Source organism: Vibrio sabulosilitoris (assembly GCF_055391395.1).
In genome coordinates, this window is sequence record NZ_AP029599.1 from 3168647 (window position 1) to 3189266 (window position 20620).

Below are 20620 nucleotides of genomic sequence, written 5' to 3' on the forward strand. Positions count from 1 at the left end.
TATAGCTAAGCGTCGTTACGGCTTTACGGTTGGCAGGCTCCAAGGTGCCTGACTGGGTGAGTTTTCCAAGCCCAACTTCCATACCCGACCAAAGTGCTTGTAGTGCCCAGCCTCAGTGCCAGCGCGCGCACCCATACCATGATAGAGATCGAGGTGGTTTTGCTTCACCGCACCACCGGTATCGAGCACGATAAGCAGGCGTAATTGATGCACCCCACTCCAGCTGCCATCAGGATTAAGCAACGGCACTTCCGCCAAAATCGGCGTACCCATTGGCAGAATATCGCGATCGCCTGCCACCGATGCCATCGGTAACAGAGGAATGCCTGCGGTGCCTGTCACAGGAGCAGAAGCGCTCGGTGAGAAGAAGACAAACGAAGGGTTTTGCTCAAGCAGCTCTTGCACCACACCCGGTTCATTCGCCATGACCCAATCTTTAATTGCTTTAAGCGACATGTCTTCGCGGGCTACTTCGCCCCGCTCAATCAGGATTCGACCGATACTGACGTAAGGGCGGTTATTTTTTCCGCCATACGCAAAATACTCGAGCGAGTCATCATCTTGAAAGTGAACAAAGCCGCTGCCTTGCACCTCCATAATAAACGGGTCGATTCTATTATTGGCATAACCCAGCTCCAACTCTTGCCCGTCTAGCGCGCCTGCATAAATCTCAGCGCGGGTCGGACAGTCACTGTCGCAATCAGGCATGGCGTAAACCGGGTAGCGAAACTCCTCGTTCGCCTCATGGCGAAGCTCCATCACTGGAGAAAAATAGCCCGTAAACAGAACATTGCCTTGAGAATCTGCACCACCGAGCTGCGCAACTTGTACGCCGTAGCTTGCCAGTTCACTTGGCTCTCCCGACTGTAGCACCCAATCATTGAGCTGCTGATAAAGCTGCTGATAGGTTTTTGCCATCGAAGGGGAATTCTCAACCACCTGCTCAGCCTGGGCAGAGAACTTAGTAAAATCACGCGGGCTCTCAGACTCGATGAGGTCTACACGATTAAGAATGGTGCCAAACTCACCATCTCGGTATTGCTGGGCAAGTTCTGTATCAGGCTGCTGCGCACAGCCGCCGAGTAGGGAAAACGAGGCCAGTGCGGCCAAAGCCATAGGTTTGTTCAATGTTATTTCCTTATCTGAGCTCTTGGTTGTATTGCTCGATATTGCGATAGGTCGGGTTATATAAGGCATCCGACTCCATTATCATCTCGGTGTCTTCTTGGTTGAGGATGCGAAAACGCACGCTCTCCCCCGCGACTTGATATTCCACATAGCGACCGTTAAAGCTGAACTCGGTGGCAATCACTCGCCCGCTGCGCGAAACTCCCAGTTCATTGAGCGTAAAACTATCTCTAACATGCCGAGCGACCTCAAGCTCAACCCATCGTCCATAGAGCTTTTCTTTAGGGTACTTACTCTGCTGCACTTGCCCGTAGAGATCGGTATAAAGAGCAACAGCAATCAAACTACTGAGGGTTGCTAACAAGATTAGCGAGCGTTCGATATATTTACGTCGAAATGCCTTGTGGTTATCTATCATGTTTGTATCACTACTCTCACCGAATGAAGTCAACTAAGCGCAAAGTCAATGTTATATCAAGACTAGGATAACTGACAGTTATCACTGACCTCTTAATCTCCGCGCCAAAAAAACCACTAACTAACATTTAGTCAGTAAACCTTACCACTAATGACAAAGTGCTGTATGTAGTGACTTAATAATGTAACTATCAACAGCTACCCTTCCGAATCTTGTTAAAACCTCATTTTGAAATAACCGGAACCCCTGATCACTAAAACGGGGAGCTAGAAGCAGTATCTTCTAGCTCAAACGGTTATTTTGTACCGTAAACATGGAAATACTTCGATGAAAAAGCAATTGATGGCTTGTGTAATGACAAGCTTGATCGCCATGCCTGCTCTCGCTGAGCAAACAGCCACTGAACCACTAACCGGTCACAGAATTGGACTCGGATACTCTCAATCATCCATTGACGGTTTGGAGCTTGGAGCAGGTCTCAAGCTCGAGTATGGCTATGACATCAACGATGTTTTTGGTGTATCTGTATCTTACGAAAAATACAAAGACTCTTACAGTGACCTCATCAATCTTCGCACAATGCGCTTTGGAACCGATATCGGTTACGCTTTTCGAGTTGATGACGGTCAAAACACCCTAAAACCCTACTTCGCGCTTGGCTTAAACATGTATGAAGAAGAGTTATTAGGAATCTCGTACTCCAACTCATCACTTTACTATGGCATCGGTCTACGCTCTCACCTTGGCGAGCACTTTTACCTAACCTCAGAAGTGACTTGGTCAGACCTTGGTTACGATGATAGCCAGTATGTAGGTATTACCTTTGGTTACAAGTTCTAAACTGACTAACCTAAACATCTCAAGGAGCCAAACGGCTCCTTTTTATATGGTTAGCCTTTATGCATTGACATAATTAAACCTTGCACATTAGGGAATATAAATACAATATGTAGGCATAACTATTCACACGGAATGCAACAGTGAAGATTCGCAACACCGCCCTTGTTAAAGGATTTCGTCAGTCCACTCCTTATGTCAATGCACACCGAAACAAAACCATGGTGTTTATGATTGGTGGAGAAGCCATCGCTGACAAAAACTTTACCAACATCGTTAGCGACCTAGCCTTGCTACATAGCCTTGGGGTGCGGATTGTACTCGTGCATGGCAGTCGACCACAGATCAACACAATTCTCGCCCACCATAACTATGCTACGCCATATCACAAAGGTATCCGAGTCACCGATGAACAAGCCCTTGGGCTGGTAATGCAAGCATCTGGTCGATTACAACTCTCAGTGACCGCGCAGCTTTCACTGTGCCTAAACAACACTCCGATGGCCGGCACGCGCCTCAATGTCGTCAGTGGTAACTTTGTCACTGCCCAACCGCTTGGCGTAGAGGATGGCGTCGACTACTGCCACAGTGGTAAAGTGCGTAGAATTGATATTGAAGGCATTAATAATATGCTCGACCAAGGCTCTATTGTGCTGCTTGGCCCTGTGGCAAGTTCAGTTACTGGTGAGAGCTTTAACCTGCTCTCTGAAGACGTAGCCACACAGGTGGCTACCCGTTTAAAGGCGGACAAACTGATCGGATTTTGCTCCGAACAGGGCATCATCGATACTAAAGGTAACGCCATTGCCGAGTTATTCCCCACCCAAGCTGAGCAGTATCTTGAGCACTACCTCGGCAATGAGCCCTTCCTCTCAACAGGCTCTACTCGCTTTCTTAAAGCTGCTATCACCGCCTGCCGCGCCGGAGTGCCACGCTCTCACCTAGTCAGCTATAAGAAAGACGGTGCGCTGCTGCAAGAGCTGTTTTCATTCGATGGCATAGGCACTCAGATCGTGATGGAGAGCGCCGAACAAGTGCGTCACGCTCAGATTGATGATATCGGCGGGATACTGGACCTGATTAGGCCGCTCGAAGAGCAAGGGGTGTTGGTGCGCCGCTCACGCGAGCAGCTAGAGCGTGAAATCCACCAGTTCACCATTATCGAAAAAGATGGCCTAGTCATAGGTTGCGCTGCGCTTTACCCCTATCTCAACGACCAAATGGCCGAGATGGCCTGCATGGCGATTCACCCAGAGTACCGCGATGGCAATCGGGGGCTGGTATTGCTCAACCACATGCGCCAACAAGCACGCCAGGCTAGTATCGAGCAGATCTTTGTCCTCACTACCCACAGCCTCCACTGGTTCCGCGAACAAGGATTTGTCGAAATGAGCGTCAGCGAACTCCCGGTCGAAAAACAAAGCCTCTACAACTACCAAAGGCGCTCCAAAATACTCGCCCTCAACGTTTGAAGACAGGGGCGAGGACGCTTCGCTCGAGAAGCGAGTACGCTGCGCTTCGAGGAGCACACGCTGTATGTGTGGTGGAAGTTTGGACAACGAGCATGCTTCTGCGTAGTTTTGTTGAGGAGCTTATTAAGAAGCGAGGGGTTCACAGCGCGCTGTAAACTCCTCGCTCCTCGTAGGGCTTGCCCGTACTCGCACCTCGAACCTTATGCGAGTCTGTAGACAAGGCCGCTGGTGCGTTCGGTGCGCGTTTGTACGGCGCGATTGACTACTGCCATATCCGCGTAAAGTGCCAAGCGGGATTTAGCCCTTGTGATCCCGGTGTAGACCAGCTCGCGGGTCAAGATTGGGCTAAAGTCTGGTGGTAGGATCATGGCGGTAAAGTTGAACTCACTGCCTTGGGATTTATGGATGGTCATCGCGAATGCCGTCTCGTGCTCGGGGACGCGGCTGGGTAAGATCGCCTTGACGCTGCCGTCTGGCATCTCGAAGAAGACCTTGAGCTTGCGCTGGTCGTCCTCGATAACGGGCAGGCAGAGACCGATGTCACCATTAAATAAGCCAGAGCTTGGGTCGTTGCGTGACACCATCACTGGGCGGCCGCTGTACCACAGCTCCTCGCCTTTGCTGATCAATCCGCGTTGGTTAAGCGTGCGCTCAATACGCTCATTGAGTCCAACCACACCAAAATCCCCCTCACGCACTGCGCACAACAAGCGGCACTGAGCAAATAGATTTAGGATCGATTGTGCTTGGACCTGGGCATCATCACCGAGGCCATCGGTATCAATCGCTTTGAGGTATTGGGCATACTCTTCGGTCAGTTGCCCGAGCATCTGAGTATAATGGCTGGCACTAAGTGGATAATGCTCGATATCGGCAAACCCTTTTTGCCACACTTGGTTGACCCGACTCATCTCACCTGAGTTGATTGCCTTAGCCAGTTGACCTATCCCTGAGCGCGCATCAAATCGATAGCTTTTTTGCAGCATGCATAGGCAATCGGCCAAGCTGGTGCCTTTTTGCCGGCTCTGTTTCAGTGCGCTATAGCCGGTCAGTGATGCCAAGGTCCCAGATTGGCTATCACTGTAGCCTTGCTCATAGAACGAGAACACATCACCGAGCACCGCCCCTGCCTCGACCGATGACAACTGGTCTCGGTCACCAAGCAGGATCAAGCGAGCATGGCTTGGCAGCGCCTCGCAAAGCCGATACATCATCGGTAGGTCAACCATCGAGGCCTCATCCACCACCAAAATATCCAGGTGGAGCGGGTTGTGCCTGTGATGACGAAACTCGACGCTATTGGGGATGGCGCCGAGCAAGCGATGTAAGGTTCTCGCCTCTGTTGGGATCAGAGCCTTCATCTCAGGCGCAATCGGCAGCTTTTGGATCGCTCCACCAATCGATTCAGTAAGACGGGCCGCCGCCTTACCCGTGGGTGCGACGAGCTTAATACTCGGGCTCTCTCCATCCGCGGTTGCTTGCTCAACCAATGCCGCCAACAGCTTGGCCACCGTCGTGGTCTTGCCGGTGCCCGGCCCACCCGATATCACTGTAAAACGACGGGTCAGCGCCGCCGCCGCGGCGACTTTTTGCCAGTTAAGGCAGTGGTGCTCTGGAACAAGCACATCGAGCCCACTGAGGTCGGCGATGCTTCTCGCCCCGGTGAGCAAGCGGTCGATGGCGGCCCAGTCCAAACCTTGCTCCTCAACGATGTCTAAGTGGTCGCAGGTGAGCATCTGGCGCACCACCGCACTGTCATTGCCCTCCTCACGAGCCTTGTTCAGTGCCGTATACAGGAACTGATACTGGCGACGAAACAGGTGATCGAGCGATTGACGCAGGCGTTGTTGTTGGGTGCGATCTAGGGTCACGGTGGAAGCGAGATGCTCAAGATGACTAGCCAGCTGCAGCTCATACCACCAGTATCGCTGCAGGTAGACTCGTCCCGTCTCATAAACCAGTGGACAATCACGGCTATCCCCACTGGACACCAAAGGCGAGTGAGTCAGTACACTATGCCAATCATGCTCATCGATTGCCTGGCCAAATAAGACAGCATTCTCACCAAACAGCCCTAGTCTCCGCGCCCAATCTGGCCCATTGCCATCGGCTAATAGCGATAGACAGATATGCCCCTTGCCCACCTGACTGCTGACGATAGCAACCAATAACACCAAGCTCTCATCGGCGCCATGACGCGCTAACATCCGTGCGAGTTGAGCATCAAGCTGACGAAGATAGCCACTGGCTAATAGCCACTCTCCCCATTGAGTAAAAGTACGTTGAGTTAAAGTACGTTGCTCCACCTAGATGCTCTCCTGTTTGGTGCTTATTTCAGGGTTATGATTTTGCCTATCGTCAATCAGGTCACTCAGCTGTTCGAGCATCGCCTGTGACGGGCGGGCACGGAAAATACCGTTATCGCTCTGGCCATCCACACCGCGCAAAAAGACATAGAACACGCCACCAAAATGGGTTTGATAATCGTAGTCTGTCAGACGACTTTTCAGCAGGCGATGCAGGGCGAGGGAATAGATTTGATATTGCAGGTCGTAGCGATGGTCTGCCATCGAGTATTCGAGTGCCGACTGATGATAGTCCTCGACGCGATCGCCCAAGTGGTTCGATTTCCAGTCCAGTACATAGTATTTACCCTGATACTCAAATACCAAATCGATAAAGCCTTTGAGCATGCCTTGTACGCTAGCAAAACCCAGCTCCCCAGCTCGCTGCGACAAGCTGTCGTGCTGCTGGATCACGCGATTGAGCGCTGGTGCAGAGAGAAGCCTGATTGGCAACATAAACTCCATCTCAACCAAGCGCTGCGCAGGCTGCGTCTCAGCTAAGCGCATCTGCTCACCATCCAGCGGCGTGCTGAGTACGGTATCCACCAGCGACTGCAACACCTCAAGCCACTGCTCATCGATTGAAGACTGCTGCATCAGTTCGCTGATCACTTGGCGATTGTGCTCGCTGCTTGCCACTTGGGCGTAATCGACCTCCTCGAACAAAGAGTGCAGGAAGGTACCTGGCTGCGCGCCACGCGGGAAGTTGAAGATCGACAGCGCCGCTTCTTGCTCAGCCTCATCCAACTCATCAGCCGAGTCGACATCAAAGGTCGCATCATCGATGATCAGCTCGTTGTGACCGTGACCACCTTGCTTAATCAGTCCCGAATAACTGGTCATACGCCAACTGCGATCAATCGCCTTGGTCAGCGCCAAGGCATTCATAGGCTGCTCGGCTGGCGCAACTGGGGTGTATATTTCATCCGTTAGCTCCGGCGGCGTGCTGACTTGGACGCATCCAAGCGCCTTTACCTGCACTTGGATGGCATCAGTGAGCGCTTGAATACCGCCCGGCTGACCATCTTGAAGCAGATAGCCAATCGCACTTTGATGCACCCCGGTTGGCTCTTTGGTTGAGCGACCATTGCGCAGTGGCGCCACGCCCAGATAACACCCATAAACTGCCCGAGTCAGAGCAACATAAATCAGGCGCAAGTCTTCTGCCAAGCGCTCTTTATCGGCCGCCGCCAGCGAGTTGGGCTGGGCCAAGATATCCAACACCGTGCCATCGAGCTCGGCGTCGTAGTACTTAGCCTCACTCGCCTCTCGCGCGGCAAAGACAAACGGTAGGAAGACCAAATCATACTCCAGGCCTTTCGACTTATGGATGGTGACGATCTGCACCAGATTACGCTCAGATTCGAGGCGCTGGATCTCATCATCACTGCCACTGACGCCCTGCTGAACATCACTGATCGCCTGACTGAGCCAACGTACCAGTGCTTGATGGCTCTCAAGGTCGGCGGACGCCGCTTGCAAAAGCTCACTAAGATGCAAGTAATCGGTCAGCAGTCGCTCCTCGCCCGCCGCCAGCCAGGCTTGGGCTAAGCCACGCCGATTCAACACCTCGCGCAGCATCGGTAGAATGCCGCGGCTAAACCACAAGCGTTGATAATCTTTAAACTCCAGCAGCGCCTGCTCCCACTTATTCTCATCCTCGTTGAGAAGATCCAGCTCCTCGAGAGGCAGGTTGAAGAGCCGCGCAGACAGGGCCGCTTTGACGCTGCGTTCATCGCCAGGAGTCAGCACCGCGCTAAGCAAACGCAGAATATCAACAGCAACGGCGCGGCCAAACACGCTGTCGCGATTCGACAGATAGACACTGGCGATGCCTTGCTGAGCTAAGCTTTGCTGGATGCGGCGTCCCTCAGCGCCAGTACGCACCAGCACCGCAATATCCCCCGCTTGGATGGCTTGGCTTTTTTCGCCATTGATCAGCTCAGCCTGCCCTTGATCGGCCGCGGTCAAAATTCGTTGGATCTCACTCGCCGTCGCACTGGCCATGACATCGAGGTACTCGCCCTTACTGACGGGCTTATCTTGCACCTCTTGACACCAGTAGATCAGCGATGGCTGTTGCTCACCAGCGATTTGCCACTGGCGTAAGTGCGCCTTGGGGCTGGCTGAGACCGGCAGAAATGGAATGTCGTCATCGTAGATAAATGGGCTGCTTGGCAGCTTAAAGACCTGGTTGACGGCCGCGACCATATCCGCGCTTGAGCGCCAATTGGTGCCGAGCGTGTAGTGTGCACTGACCTGATTGCGCGCCTTGATATAGGTAAAGATATCGGCACCACGAAAGGCATAAATCGCCTGCTTGGGATCGCCAATCATGAATAGGCCACACTCAGGATGATTGAGGTAGATACGACTGAAAATGCTGTACTGCAAGGGATCGGTATCTTGGAACTCATCGATCATCGCGATCGGATAGAGCTGGCGAATACGCTCACCAAGTAGCCCCTGCTCATCGGTATCTAATGAGGCAGAGAGCTGCGTCAGTAGATCATCAAAAGACAGCCACTGCTTGCGCTGCTTGGCCTGCTGGAGTTTTTCACGACAATGAGCAATCGCATGGGCTAACAGCGGCGCTTTGAGACTAACTGGCCGCGCAATAAACGCCTCAATCGCGGCAAAAGTCGCATGACAGGGCGGCTCCCCTTTGGCGGTTTTGTCATTGAGTATCGCTTGGGAGAACTTCTCAAGCTGATCGGGGTAGCTGTAGTCCTGCGACGGTTGCGCGGCCCACGCGTCGACGGCGGCAAGCCAGGTTGGCAGAGATTTCTTACTGTAGCTGCGCTTGTTTACCCCGGAGCCCTCGATCAGTCCTTGATAGTCTGATTGATGGGTACGCCACTGCGCTTTGAGCTCATCAATCTGGGCAAGATTGCGCTCATGGCACTCGCCGAGGCTGCCGCTCATCGGCTCAACGGTCAGTGTCAGCGGCGCGCCACTAAGGTAGCGGCCAATATCAGCCAGCAAGGCACTAGGCTGTGACCATAAAGCACGCACCTGCTGCGCCAACACAATCGGTAAGCCATAGAACTGGGTGCGCCAGTAGTCTGCCACCACTTGCGCCTTGAGTTGCCCCTCATCGGTGACGAACTCATTGTTAAACCGACTGCCTGACTCAAAGGCATTTTGCGTCAGCATGCGCTGGCAAAAGCCGTGAATAGTGTACACCGCCGCCTCATCCATCTGGCGCTCGGCTTGCAGCAGCAGCGCTACCGCAGACGGGTTGTCTGCAACTTGCTCAAGCAGGGGCTGGATCACGGGATCGTCGCTGACTCCGCGGCTAAAGGCGATGCGTGCATCGTGGATCCGAGCGCGGATCCGATCGCGCAGCTCAGCGGTGGCGGCTTCGGTAAAGGTGACCACCAAGATCTGATCAACCGTCAACGGCTGTTGATGGCGGGTATCATCCTCGCCATGACCTAAGATCAGGCGCAGGTAAAGGCCCGCGATGGTGAAGGTTTTCCCTGTCCCTGCCGAGGCCTCAATAAGCCTGGCACCGTGAAGCGGAAACGTCATGGCATTCAGTGGTGTCACTTTGTGCGCAGAATCGGTCATAAAAATGTTCCTAGTAAGCCGCTTTCCTAGTTGATCAAACTGTGACCTAGGCTAGAAAAACCGAGTACATAAAATAAATTGCTAAATTTAAGCGGTTTGATGGGATCTCTCTCACGGTATCGCGCGGTTTGAATCGCTACTATGCGCGCATCGGAAAATACCCATTCCCACCGTTTTAGGTCCCTCTGACCTATGGCCGTCCAGCCCATACCCTATATAAAATAATCATAGGCTGGCGGCCGCCCTACCTCTTGTATAACTCACCCTGAACAGGCTGCCCTTGTCCAGCATAGTAATCACTGGCTGTCTGCATGCTCAGACGTGGCGCTTGCATGACCAAGCGACTGAGGGTCAGAACGTCATTCGCCAATACCTCATGCCACTCAGGGTACAAACGAGCAATATATTCGTTCTCTCCCTCGCCCGCTTTCATATAACCGCCAGCAAAGGTCTCGGCCATCTTCTTGTGCGACTTGTCCTCATCCTCAACCCATTTACCACGCGAAAATCCAGCCTCGATGGCCGCTAGGGCGGTGGCAGGGAAAAAGCTCAGTGGCTGATTAACCCCTTGAGTAAACAGACGCACCAGCTCGGTGAGGTAATTGATGCAGCTCTCGCTATCTAGCGCCGGTATCACCCAATGCACCACGCCTTCTTTGCGATCATAACCGATTAGATGGGTAGGTTTAGACTCTCCCATGCCCCCAAGACACAGGTGATCAATCCATGCGGCGAGCATATCTTGCGCGCGGATGCGGCCAACACGATAACGCACCAGACCGGACTGATAGTGCTGATGCAACCAGCCCACCAGCTCAATCGAACGACTGGCCTCGTTTGGCGTTAAACTCAGGCGAACCTCGACATCGTCGAGGGGGGCGGCGCAAACCGCCTGCAGGGCCTGCTGCAACGCCTCAATTTGTACCCGGTTGCTCTCAAACTCCATCTCACCAAAAGCGCCGACCGGCAAGGTGCCCTCGGCGCGCTTGCGAGTGACAAACAGCTCAAGCGCCTGCGCTGCCTGTTGTGGCGCAGTATCGAGCAAGGTGCCCAGCAGCTCAGACTTGATTTGAAAACTCTGCAGTCCATCGAGCGCGAATGGCTCATCATCCAGCAGTGGATTGTCCAGTTGATCAAACACCACCTGCAGGCGGCGATTGAAGAAATACTGCACCGGTAGGCGCCAAAAACGCTGCAGCTCCACCAAGTCCAATTGGTAGGGAAAAGCGACCTCAAGCCAGAAATCACGCATGGTGTGAGCACATGGCGTGCTGGCCTGCTCACGATTGACCACCGGCAACCATTCGCGCGCATAGCTGCCTTGGAGAAAGGACTGACGGCTGAACGGCACCATTGAGTAGTGGTGAGTCAGCGCCTGTAATAGCCGCTCACCCGATGAATCGACATCCAGGTGAGACTCTCCTGCTAAGCAGTAATTTTGCTGGCAGTACTCAAGTAACTCGGTCACCAACACCGAGGCCACGCGCTCGGTATTGTCCTGAATTGAGCGGCCAATGTAGCTGATGTATAAGCTCTGCTGTGCTGAGAGTAGCGCTTCCAAAAATAGGTAGCGGTCATCATCGCGACGCGAGCGATCACCCGCGCGTGTCCGTCCCTGCATCAAATCAAAGCCCTCAGGCGCCACCGTGCGTGGATAGGCACCGTCGTTCATGCCGAGCAGGCACACGGTTTTGAAAGGGATCGAGCGCATTGGCATCAGGGTGCAGAAGTTAACCTGACCGGCCAAAAAGCGCTGTGAGACCCGGCTCCCCGAGAGCTTACTATCGAGGTACTGGCGGATGATAATTGGCTCAAGCGATTGATCATAGCCGGCATCATCAAGCTGCTGGGCAAGCTGAGCAAAGGTATGACGGATCCCGTGCAGCGCCACTTCCTCTTCCAGTTCCGGGCTGAAAAAGGTTTCGAGTAGCTCACCCACGCCTTGCTGCCAATTGGCCAGTGGCTGCGCCTGACCAAGCTGCACTCTAAAGTGGGCAATACTCTCGATAAAGTGGGCAAGCTTACCGGCAAGCTCTGCTGAAAGCCCTTGCACCTCGTTATACGGCGAGACGATACCGGCACCTGAGCGGAATAGCTGCTCCTCGCCCATCATGGCATAACCCAGCAGCATCCGCTCGATGCCAAACTGCCAAGTATTTTGCTCGGTGGCGGGCAAATCAAATTCGGTCGCGGTGCTCGGCGAGAGCCCCCAACGTATCCCAGCCTGCTCCACCCAGTGTTTGGCCTGTTGAAAATCATCATAGTCGAGACCAAAGCGGCGCATGATGGCAGGCGTCTCAAGCAGCTCAAGCAGCTCTGATGCGGTGCATCGCGCCTCAGGCAGGCTCAGTAGCTGCATAAAGGCGTTGAGGATTGGGCTCTCTTTATCTGCGGTGCGATCCGAGATAGAGAAAGGAATAAAGCGATCAGCCCCCGCATTACCAAACACGGCTTGAATGGCGGGACTGTAGGCATTAATGTCCGCCACCATCACAATCACATCGCGGGGCTTGAGGTTGGGGTCACGCTCAAACATCTTCAATAGCTGGTCATGCAGGACTTCAACTTCCCGCATTGCACTATGACAAACGTGAATCGATAGCGAGTCATCATCAAGACTCACAATCTGCTTATGCTCACTTGAAGCCAGTCGCTCATCGTCTTGATGCTCCTCAAGATTGAGGATATCGGCCTGCAAGTGATGCAGCAACGAGTCGCGCTTAACGTCGACAAAGGCCTCAATCTCGTTCGACTCGAGCTGTGCCAGCAGATACAGGTTATCGCGTCCAAGCTTACCTATTGAGGCGAGCAGGCTATTGCCAACCGCATCGACATGCAGCTCATCAAGCGTATTCTGCTCAATGGTGCCCTTTAATTGCGGTGTCTCACCCTCTAATTGGCTGCGCTGCTGCTCAAGCACCAAATGCTGGCGATGTTTCGCTGCCAGCTTAGCGATGAACTTTCTATCACGCACCTCACCCCAATAATACTGACAGGGATTGGTAAACATCAGGTGCACATCAATATGCTCACCCAGCGCCTTTAGGGCATCAAGATAGCGTGGCGGCAGCGAAGAGATGCCAAAGATAAACAGCCTTTGCGGCAGGTTTTCCACCTGGCCATGGTAAGACTCAAGGCTATCAATAAAATGCTCATACAGGTTGGCACGATGATAAGGCGACTGATCGAGTGATACGGTGTAGTCATACAATGCCTGCCACAACAGTGGCTGCCAGGCATGCTCGCCATTGAGCTCCGTAACCTCCTGCCCTGCTTCCCAGCTCGCGATCCACTCGGGGCGATACACCAAGTAACCATCAAAGATATCGGCAATTTTCTCGGCTAACTGATAGAGCTTGAGCTGCTGCTGATCATCGCTCAAGTACTGCTTGAGCGGGGCAAACTCTTCCTGCTCTGACTGGCGGGGGAGAATCGTCAACAGCTTCCACACCATCGCCTCTTTGTTGAAGGCGCTGCGCTCGGGCACATCGGCCAATACCTGGGTAAACATATTCCAGATAAAGGTTGCTGGGAGTGGGAAGTCTATGTTCGCCGCAACCCCCAGCTCTTCGGCAAGCGCCATTTTCAGCCACTGGGACATCCCCGGGCTTTGAACTAAAATCTGCTCTGACTGCAGTGGGTTGGGTAAAGGGTCTCGTTTGATCAGCTCAACCAACAGGGTCTTGAGCACGTCGATTTGATTTGAGTGATATACCGTAAACAAGGGCGACTCATTCAATTGCATCCATGGTGCCTTGCAGATTAGCATAACTGCCCACTATCAACATGATCCTAAGCGTAAAACGCGACCCACTTGCTGATGTTCGCACCGATCTGTTGCACAAATACACATAGCGCTATGTCGGGTTCTTTACACCGCACACTGGACTTACGTGGTTAAAAACTGTATAAAAAGCCAGTTATTTTGACAGATCAGATTTGAGGATTGACCATGGCTGTAATCGTGAAGTACGTGGTGGAACGCAACGGAGAAGAAAAGATGACTTTTGCCTCTAAAGCCGAAGCGGACGCTTATGACAAAATGCTTGATATGGCCGATGAGCTGTTCGAGCTACTTGGTAAGAGTGAACTAATGCAAGACGAAAATACCCAAGAAGATCTTGCCATGTTCCTAGCCCAGAACAAAGAAGAGGTGCTTTACGCACTGGGTGCCAAGCGCAAGCCTGCACCGAAGAAAGCCAAAGCCGTTGAAGCGGTAGAAGAGACCAAAACAGAAGACGCGGCCTAATACGGCTATCACGTTTTGGGGATCACAACGATGAGAGCATGGCCATCCGCCATGCTCTTTTTTTATCTACTATGGTAACGCTTAATGTCGCAGCCCACTAACACCCCATGTACCCTCCCTCCGATAGAGATTGAGGTGTGCATTGATCATATTGAATCTCTCAGATACGCCATCCTTGGCGGAGCCACGCGCATCGAGCTGTGCTCATCACTCGCCCTGGGTGGCCTCACGCCAAGCTTTGGCCTAATGCGCCAAGCAGTCAGGCTCAGCAGTGTGCCTATCTATATGATGATCCGCCCACGCCAGGGGGACTTTCTCTACACGGAGGAGGATATTGCGCTGATGATGATGGATATCGAGGCGGCGGCGAGCGCGGGGGCACAGGGCATTGTTACTGGGGTTTTATCCACCGATGGCTCGATAAATCTGCGCGCAATGAAAGCCCTAGTTGGCCAAGCGCACCGCCTTGAGCTTAACGTGACTTTTCATCGTGCGATTGACCAGTGTTGTGATGCAAAGGTTGCGCTTGAGCAGCTAGTCGAGCTCGGTTGCGAGCGAGTGTTAACCTCGGGGCAAGCGAGCAATGCCTTGAGTGGTAAAGAGGTGCTCAAGGACTTGGTGAGCCAGGCCAATGGGCGGATTCAGGTGCTGGCAGGCGCCGGGGTTAATCGCGATAATGTAGCAGAGCTGGTTAACTATACTGGCGTTGATGCGGTGCACCTATCGGGGAAAACCCTGCGTGCCAGTCAGATGCGTTTTGTCGCCAGCCAAGCAAAAATGGGCGCGCAGGATGTTGATGATTTTTCGCTGCTGGTGACCAATTCAAGCGCAATTAATGCAGTTAAAGCGGCGCTCGCAAGTCGATAGCGAGCGCAATCAGATATAAGCTATCAACTATCGATATCATTCAGTGCTCGGCCCAGATCATCATCAGCCAAGTGGCGCACATCCTTACCCAGCACAAAGTAGACGATGTATTCACAGATGTTCTGACAGCGATCCCCCACCCGCTCGATGGCTCGCGCTGAATCCATAATCTGCAACAAGGCCGGAATGTCTTGCGGATGCTGCATCATCATCTGAGTCAGTTGGTCGCATACGGCGCGGCACTCTGCATCAACCTGGTCGTCTAGCTTGTGCACCTGAGCGGCAGACTCAACATCCATGCGGGCAAACGCATCCAAAGCCTGGTGAAGCATGTCGATGGCTAAGCGGCACAAAGGCTCGAGAGAAACGTGAAATTTACGCCCCTTTGATGAGGGAGTCTCAATCGCAACATAGGCGATCTTAGTCGCGACATCCCCGATCCGCTCTAGATCACTAATGGTCTTGATGATCGCCATGATCAAGCGTAAGTCCTTGGCCGTCGGCTGACGCTTGGCAATGATACGCGTACATGCCTCATCAATCGACATCTCCATTGTGTTGACCTTGTGATCGTCTTTGACCACCTTGCGTCCAAGCTCGATATCCTCTTTGTTCAAGGCTTGCAGCGCAAAAGACAGCTGCTGCTCCACCAAGCCTCCCATCGCCAGTACATGGGTACGGATCGATTCAAGCTCAACATTAAACTGTCCAGAGATATGGCGACCAAAGTTCATCTTGGGTAACGCTTCCTTAAATTAGTGAATTAGCCATAGCGACCGGTGATGTAGTCTTCGGTCTGTTTTTTGACGGGTGAAGTAAAGATCGAGTCGGTGTCAGAGTACTCGACCAAATTCCCCATATGAATAAAGGCAGTATGGTCGCTGACACGCGCTGCCTGCTGCATATTGTGGGTAACAATCACCACCGTGTATTGATTCTTAAGGTCGCTGATCAGCTCCTCAATCGTCAAAGTCGAGATCGGGTCAAGGGCCGAGGTTGGCTCATCCAGTAGCAGCACCTCTGGCTCAATCGCGATAGCGCGAGCAATCACCAAGCGTTGCTGCTGTCCGCCAGATAGGCCAAAGGCGCTGTCGTCTAGGCGATGTTTAACTTCATCCCATAAGGCCGCCGAACGCAGTGAGCGCTCAACCGCATCATCCAGCACCCGACTGTCACGGATCCCTTGCAGACGCAAACCATACACCACATTCTCGTAAATCGATTTTGGGAACGGGTTTGGTCTTTGAAAAACCATCCCGACTCGGCGACGCAGAGTGGGCACATCGACATCCGCCTCGTATACATTCTTGCCATGCAGACGCACTTGCCCCTCAACCGTACAGCCATCAACCAGATCATTCATCCGGTTAATACAGCGCAGCAAAGTCGACTTTCCACAGCCCGACGGCCCAATGAAAGCCGTCACCTGTCCCTTAGGGATGCGCATTGAGATGTCATCCAGCGCCTTAAAATTCTTGTAGTGAAGATTGAGACCTTCAATCGCAATGGCTGTTTGCTCATCAGAGAGGTTGTGGACATCGAGTGGCGGCGCATAGCCAAGCGCTTGACTGACTGAAAACATGGTTAATCTTGCCCTAAAGTTCGGTAGTACTCTCGCAAATTATTGCGAATTCGAATCGCGGTTAGGTTTAGCACCACAATCACTAAAACCAACAGGAATGAGGTAGCAAACACCAAGGGTCTTGCGGCTTCAATATTGCTGGTCTGAAAACCTAAATCATAGATGTGAAAGCCAAGGTGCATAAACTTTCTATCTAGGTGTAGGTATGGAAATTCACCATCCACAGGTAGGCTCGAAGCCAGTTTAACCACCCCAACTAACATTAGCGGTGCCACCTCGCCAGCCGCGCGGGCCACGGCAAGGATAAGCCCAGTGATCATCGCTGGGCTTGCCATTGGCAGCACAATGCGCATCAAGGTTTCTGACTGGGTAGCGCCGAGCGCAAACGAGCCATCGCGCACCGACTTGGGAATTCTTGACAGCCCCTCTTCAGTGGCGACAATCACCACCGGCAGCGTCAACACCGCTAAGGTCAATGAAGACCATAGTAGCCCGGGCGTGCCAAAGGTTGGGGACGGCAAGCGATCGGAGAACAACAAGCTATCAATACTGCCGCCCAAGGTATAAACAAAAAAGCCTAAGCCAAACACCCCATACACAATCGATGGCACCCCTGCCAGGTTGATCACTGCCACACGAGTCGCTCTGGTAAGCCAGTTGTCCTCGGCATATTCATGCAAATAGATGGCGGCGATCACGCCAAGTGGCATCACCACAATCGCCATGATCATCACCAAAAGCACAGTACCAAAAATGGCCGGAAATACCCCACCCTCAGAGTTCGATTCGCGCGGGTTTTGTGAGACAAATTTTCCCACCTCACCAAACCAATGCACCAGTTTCTCACCGCTGCTCATTTGGTTTGGAAACCAAACCGCGTAAATCTGACTGAGCGGGATTTCAACCTGGGTGGCAAACATATCCTCGACAATCAATGCCTCACGCTCAAGCACCTCACGCAAATCATCCAATTTCCCCTCCGCCTCAATCAGGCTCAGGTTAAGGCGTTGATACTCACCGCTGTGTTGCTGCCGATAATCCGGCGTGAGATCTCGATTGAGGGCACGACGGCGATGCTCACGCTGCAAGCGTTCCATTTCTCGGCTGATCGGTCGGATCTCGCTAGCCAGTATCCGTTCGATTTCCTCGCGCAGGTCAGTGGCATACTCAAGTCCATCCGACAGCTCTTGTAATGGGGTGTCGATCAGGCTGCCATCAGCGCGCCTGTAGGCCACAGGCCGCCCGAAGAAGTCACCATTACGACTTCGCTCTATCACTGCCCAATCCTCGGGAAGGCTGGTTTCAACCAGCTCGGTCTCGAGAAAGCTGATAAAATCAGAGCCATAAAGGTCGCGATTAGCCACCTTGATGCTCAAGCGGCGCACCAAGCCAGTTTCTTTGATTGCATCAGGTATTTCTGGCAGCATCTCTTGCAGATAGCTCACCGGCACTTTTTCATCGGCGTACAGCTGGCCGACAATTTGTCGGCCATCTTGAGTTTGCCACATGTGCAATTGGGCTGGCCAAAAGTAGGCCAGCCCCTTCCAGCCAATTAACAGCAGTAGGCCAAGGGTTGCAAGCAGGCTGACGCTCACCGCACCACCGGTTAGCCAAATCCACGGTGCACCTGATTTAATCCAATTTAATATTCGTTTCATGCTCAATTCTCAACTGGATCACAGGGCGCGGTATTTTTCTCGCAGGCGTAGGCGCACCCACTCAGCCAACGAATTCACGGCAAAAGTAAATGCCAACAGTAATAAGGCGATAAAGAACAGAACACGATAATGGGAGCTACCTACATCGGACTCTGGCATCTCAACCGCTATCGTGGCGGAAAGGGTTTTCATACCCTCAAAAAGGTTCCAGTCCATCACCGGTGTGTTCCCCGTTGCCATCAGCACAATCATCGTCTCACCGACAGCTCGGCCCAGTCCCATCATCACTGCAGAAAAGATACCGGGACTGGCAGTCAAAAGCACAGTGTAAATTAGGGTTTGCCACGGGGTCGCACCGAGCGCTAAGGAGCCATCAGACAAGTGCTTGGGCACCGAAAAAATCGCATCTTCGGCGATGGTAAATATCGTTGGGATCACGGCAAATCCCATTGCAATACCGACGACTAATGCATTGCGCTGATCATAGCTGATCCCATGGTCTGCCAAGGTGCGACGCACGTCACCGTCAAACAGTAAACGCTCGATATCACCGCTAATCTGCATCAAGCCCAGCACTATCACCACCAAGGCGGGCATTAAGATCATGGCATGCCAGCCGCGCGGCGTTTTTTGTCGCCAGCGGTGAGGCAGGCAGTGCCACAGACCACCAACAAAGATGGTCGAAAAGGGCAACAGCAAGAGCAAAATCACGATCGATGGCAAGTAGGTCTCAACGATGGGGGCAAACCACAAGCCTGCCAAGAAGCCAATAATCACCGTAGGAAAAGCTTCCATCAACTCAACGGAAGGCTTAACGACCTGGCGCATCTGAGGCGACATAAAGTAAGCGGTGTAAATAGCCCCCAGCACTGCAATGGGCACGGCGAACAACATGGCAAATGTCGCCGCCTTAATCGTACCGAACACAATCGGAGAGAGACTGAATTTAGGTTCAAACGTATCTGATGAAGCGGTGGTTTGCCACACATAAGCCGGCTCTGGGTAACTCTCGTACCAGACCGTATTCCACATCGAGCTAAATGAGATCTCCGGATGTGGATTCTTCACTCGGGCAATATCCAAGAAGTGATTACGATACGCCAGAACAAATTGCTCATTGTTCGACATTACCACCATCTCGGGGGCGGTTGGGTAGGCGCGCTCAAACATAACCAGCTTCTCACTGGTCGTATGGTGGCTTTGCAAGGTGCCATTAGGATAAAAACTGTAAAAACCTTTACGATTGGTATCTGGAAGCAGTAACTCCACCTCTGATGCCAGCTTGAATTCACGGATCCGTGCTAGCTTGCGACGTTGATTCTCCACGACTTCAAACCACTGTGAGACAATCCCGTTTTGATGTGATACTAACAATGAATGAGCGCCTGCCAAGAAGGTCATATCACTGGCACCGTGAGCCGGATTACTCTGACTAAGATCAACCACATCGGTCACCGAGTAATGGTTCCCGACTCGACTAAGCACCACCAACTCAGAGCGGCTGCGCACATAGGCCCTTTGGCCATCAGGGGTAATCAATAGTTGCTCAGCGTTATGAAATTGCGCAGCAATCACTTGCTGGTATCCCATCTCATCCACATCCCCCCAACGAAGCAGCAAGCTGCCATCAGACAGAAGCCCAATCAACGCAAGTTGGTCACGATGGTAGCCAAAGTGAAAATCTCTCAGTGACAGTTGGCCGAGCTCAAGACCGCGAGTTGGAGAGATTCGTTCAACACTGACCTCGGGAGCCTGATCACGCATCGGTACACTGGTGGCAAACTTGGGCTGAAACAGCGAGATCTGGCCCTTATCGTTTGCCACAGCGTGCCAGTCGCTACCGCCTTGTTGAGTGGCGAGCATGCTGGGCGCTTCAAACACAGTAAAGTTTTTTGCGGGCTGGGTGGCTGAGCGATTCAGCAACCAAAACTCTAGTTCACCCTGCTCGGTGACGAGATAGACTTGTTGCCCCTGGTCGTCAATTCCCATCGACACGGGTGTCACCGGATTTAGTGCTTGCTTACTGTATCCGGTGCGGATGTCAGCATTAGAGAAGAGCGGAAAAACCACGATACCGAGGTAAACAAAAATCAGGACCAGTGCTCCAAGCACCAGATTACCTCCAGTCGAGACGGCCGCGCGAAACAAGCGATCTTTGATCACTCGTTTAGTGTCGCGCTCACGCAAAAAAAAGTTTGCTTTTGCCATCTCTTCTACCTAACTCAATATCAACCCGTAAGACTATGTCATTTAAGTGACACTAATATGACATCGGTCACTAAACACCTAATTACAACAATCACGCCAAATACAGAAAAAACCAATAAAAAATCAATATAAATTAGATATTTAAGCTCGAGATCACAGTATTGCACGCTATAGAAAACTCTATTTAATCTATATTTAATACGAGATTTTAACTCAAATGCTATTTATCGCACACTTTGAAATATAACTGTCATAAAAAAACCATACAGTCGCCATCTATAGC

Annotated in this window: 13 protein-coding genes; 4 read left to right on the forward strand and 9 right to left on the reverse strand. The window is 52.4% G+C overall.

What is annotated here, in order from left to right; all coding sequences use genetic code 11:
- Positions 1–15: 15 nt before the first annotated feature.
- Positions 16–1116 (reverse strand): murein transglycosylase A, encoded by a 1101-nt coding sequence (gene mltA / locus ACZ5R2_RS14890; protein WP_464902381.1) that lies wholly within the window; start codon positions 1114–1116, stop codon positions 16–18.
- A 22-nt stretch (positions 1117–1138) separates the two neighbouring features.
- Positions 1139–1546: a DUF2850 domain-containing protein gene (locus tag ACZ5R2_RS14895; protein ID WP_464900115.1), complete on the reverse strand. Its 408-nt coding sequence runs from the start codon at positions 1544–1546 to the stop codon at positions 1139–1141.
- Between the two features lie 327 nt (positions 1547–1873).
- Between ACZ5R2_RS14895 and ACZ5R2_RS14900 the strand changes: the two genes are divergently transcribed.
- The gene (locus ACZ5R2_RS14900) at positions 1874–2386 is read left to right on the forward strand and encodes a porin family protein (RefSeq protein WP_464900116.1); all 513 of its coding nucleotides are present in this window, start codon (positions 1874–1876) and stop codon (positions 2384–2386) included.
- A gap of 140 nt (positions 2387–2526) precedes the next feature.
- Positions 2527–3855 carry an amino-acid N-acetyltransferase gene (gene argA, locus ACZ5R2_RS14905; RefSeq protein WP_464900117.1) on the forward strand — a complete coding sequence of 443 codons (1329 nt, stop codon included), beginning with the start codon at positions 2527–2529 and terminating at the stop codon, positions 3853–3855.
- Between the two features lie 200 nt (positions 3856–4055).
- On the opposite strand, the gene recD is transcribed toward argA, so the two are convergent.
- From recD to recC, 3 genes are all read right to left on the reverse strand, one after another.
- Positions 4056–6161, reverse strand: coding sequence for an exodeoxyribonuclease V subunit alpha (recD, locus tag ACZ5R2_RS14910; RefSeq protein ID WP_464900118.1), 2106 nt, complete (start codon positions 6159–6161; stop codon positions 4056–4058).
- Positions 6162–9773: an exodeoxyribonuclease V subunit beta gene (gene recB, locus ACZ5R2_RS14915; protein ID WP_464900119.1), complete on the reverse strand. Its 3612-nt coding sequence runs from the start codon at positions 9771–9773 to the stop codon at positions 6162–6164. It lies immediately after the preceding gene.
- Positions 9774–10017: 244 nt separating this feature from the next.
- Complete coding sequence (gene recC / locus ACZ5R2_RS14920; RefSeq protein WP_464902382.1) at positions 10018–13497, reverse strand: exodeoxyribonuclease V subunit gamma; 3480 nt, start codon at positions 13495–13497, stop codon at positions 10018–10020.
- A 228-nt stretch (positions 13498–13725) separates the two neighbouring features.
- Between recC and ACZ5R2_RS14925 the strand changes: the two genes are divergently transcribed.
- Together ACZ5R2_RS14925 and ACZ5R2_RS14930 are read left to right on the forward strand one after the other, a co-directional pair.
- On the forward strand, positions 13726–14022 hold the full coding sequence (locus tag ACZ5R2_RS14925; RefSeq protein WP_438460262.1) for a YebG family protein: 297 nt from the start codon (positions 13726–13728) through the stop codon (positions 14020–14022).
- An 84-nt stretch (positions 14023–14106) separates the two neighbouring features.
- Complete coding sequence (locus ACZ5R2_RS14930) at positions 14107–14889, forward strand: copper homeostasis protein CutC (RefSeq protein WP_464900120.1); 783 nt, start codon at positions 14107–14109, stop codon at positions 14887–14889.
- 23 nt (positions 14890–14912) lie between these two features.
- Here ACZ5R2_RS14930 and phoU read toward each other — a convergent pair whose 3' ends face one another.
- The 4 genes from phoU to ACZ5R2_RS14950 are packed head-to-tail and all read right to left on the reverse strand — an operon-like array spanning position 14913 to position 20337.
- Positions 14913–15623 carry a phosphate signaling complex protein PhoU gene (gene phoU, locus ACZ5R2_RS14935; RefSeq protein WP_464900121.1) on the reverse strand — a complete coding sequence of 237 codons (711 nt, stop codon included), beginning with the start codon at positions 15621–15623 and terminating at the stop codon, positions 14913–14915.
- Between the two features lie 29 nt (positions 15624–15652).
- On the reverse strand, positions 15653–16471 hold the full coding sequence (pstB, locus tag ACZ5R2_RS14940; protein ID WP_464900122.1) for a phosphate ABC transporter ATP-binding protein PstB: 819 nt from the start codon (positions 16469–16471) through the stop codon (positions 15653–15655).
- Positions 16472–16473: 2 nt separating this feature from the next.
- On the reverse strand, positions 16474–18129 hold the full coding sequence (gene pstA, locus ACZ5R2_RS14945; RefSeq protein ID WP_464900123.1) for a phosphate ABC transporter permease PstA: 1656 nt from the start codon (positions 18127–18129) through the stop codon (positions 16474–16476).
- Between the two features lie 18 nt (positions 18130–18147).
- Positions 18148–20337 carry an ABC transporter permease subunit gene (locus ACZ5R2_RS14950; RefSeq protein WP_464900124.1) on the reverse strand — a complete coding sequence of 730 codons (2190 nt, stop codon included), beginning with the start codon at positions 20335–20337 and terminating at the stop codon, positions 18148–18150.
- Positions 20338–20620 lie beyond the last annotated feature (283 nt).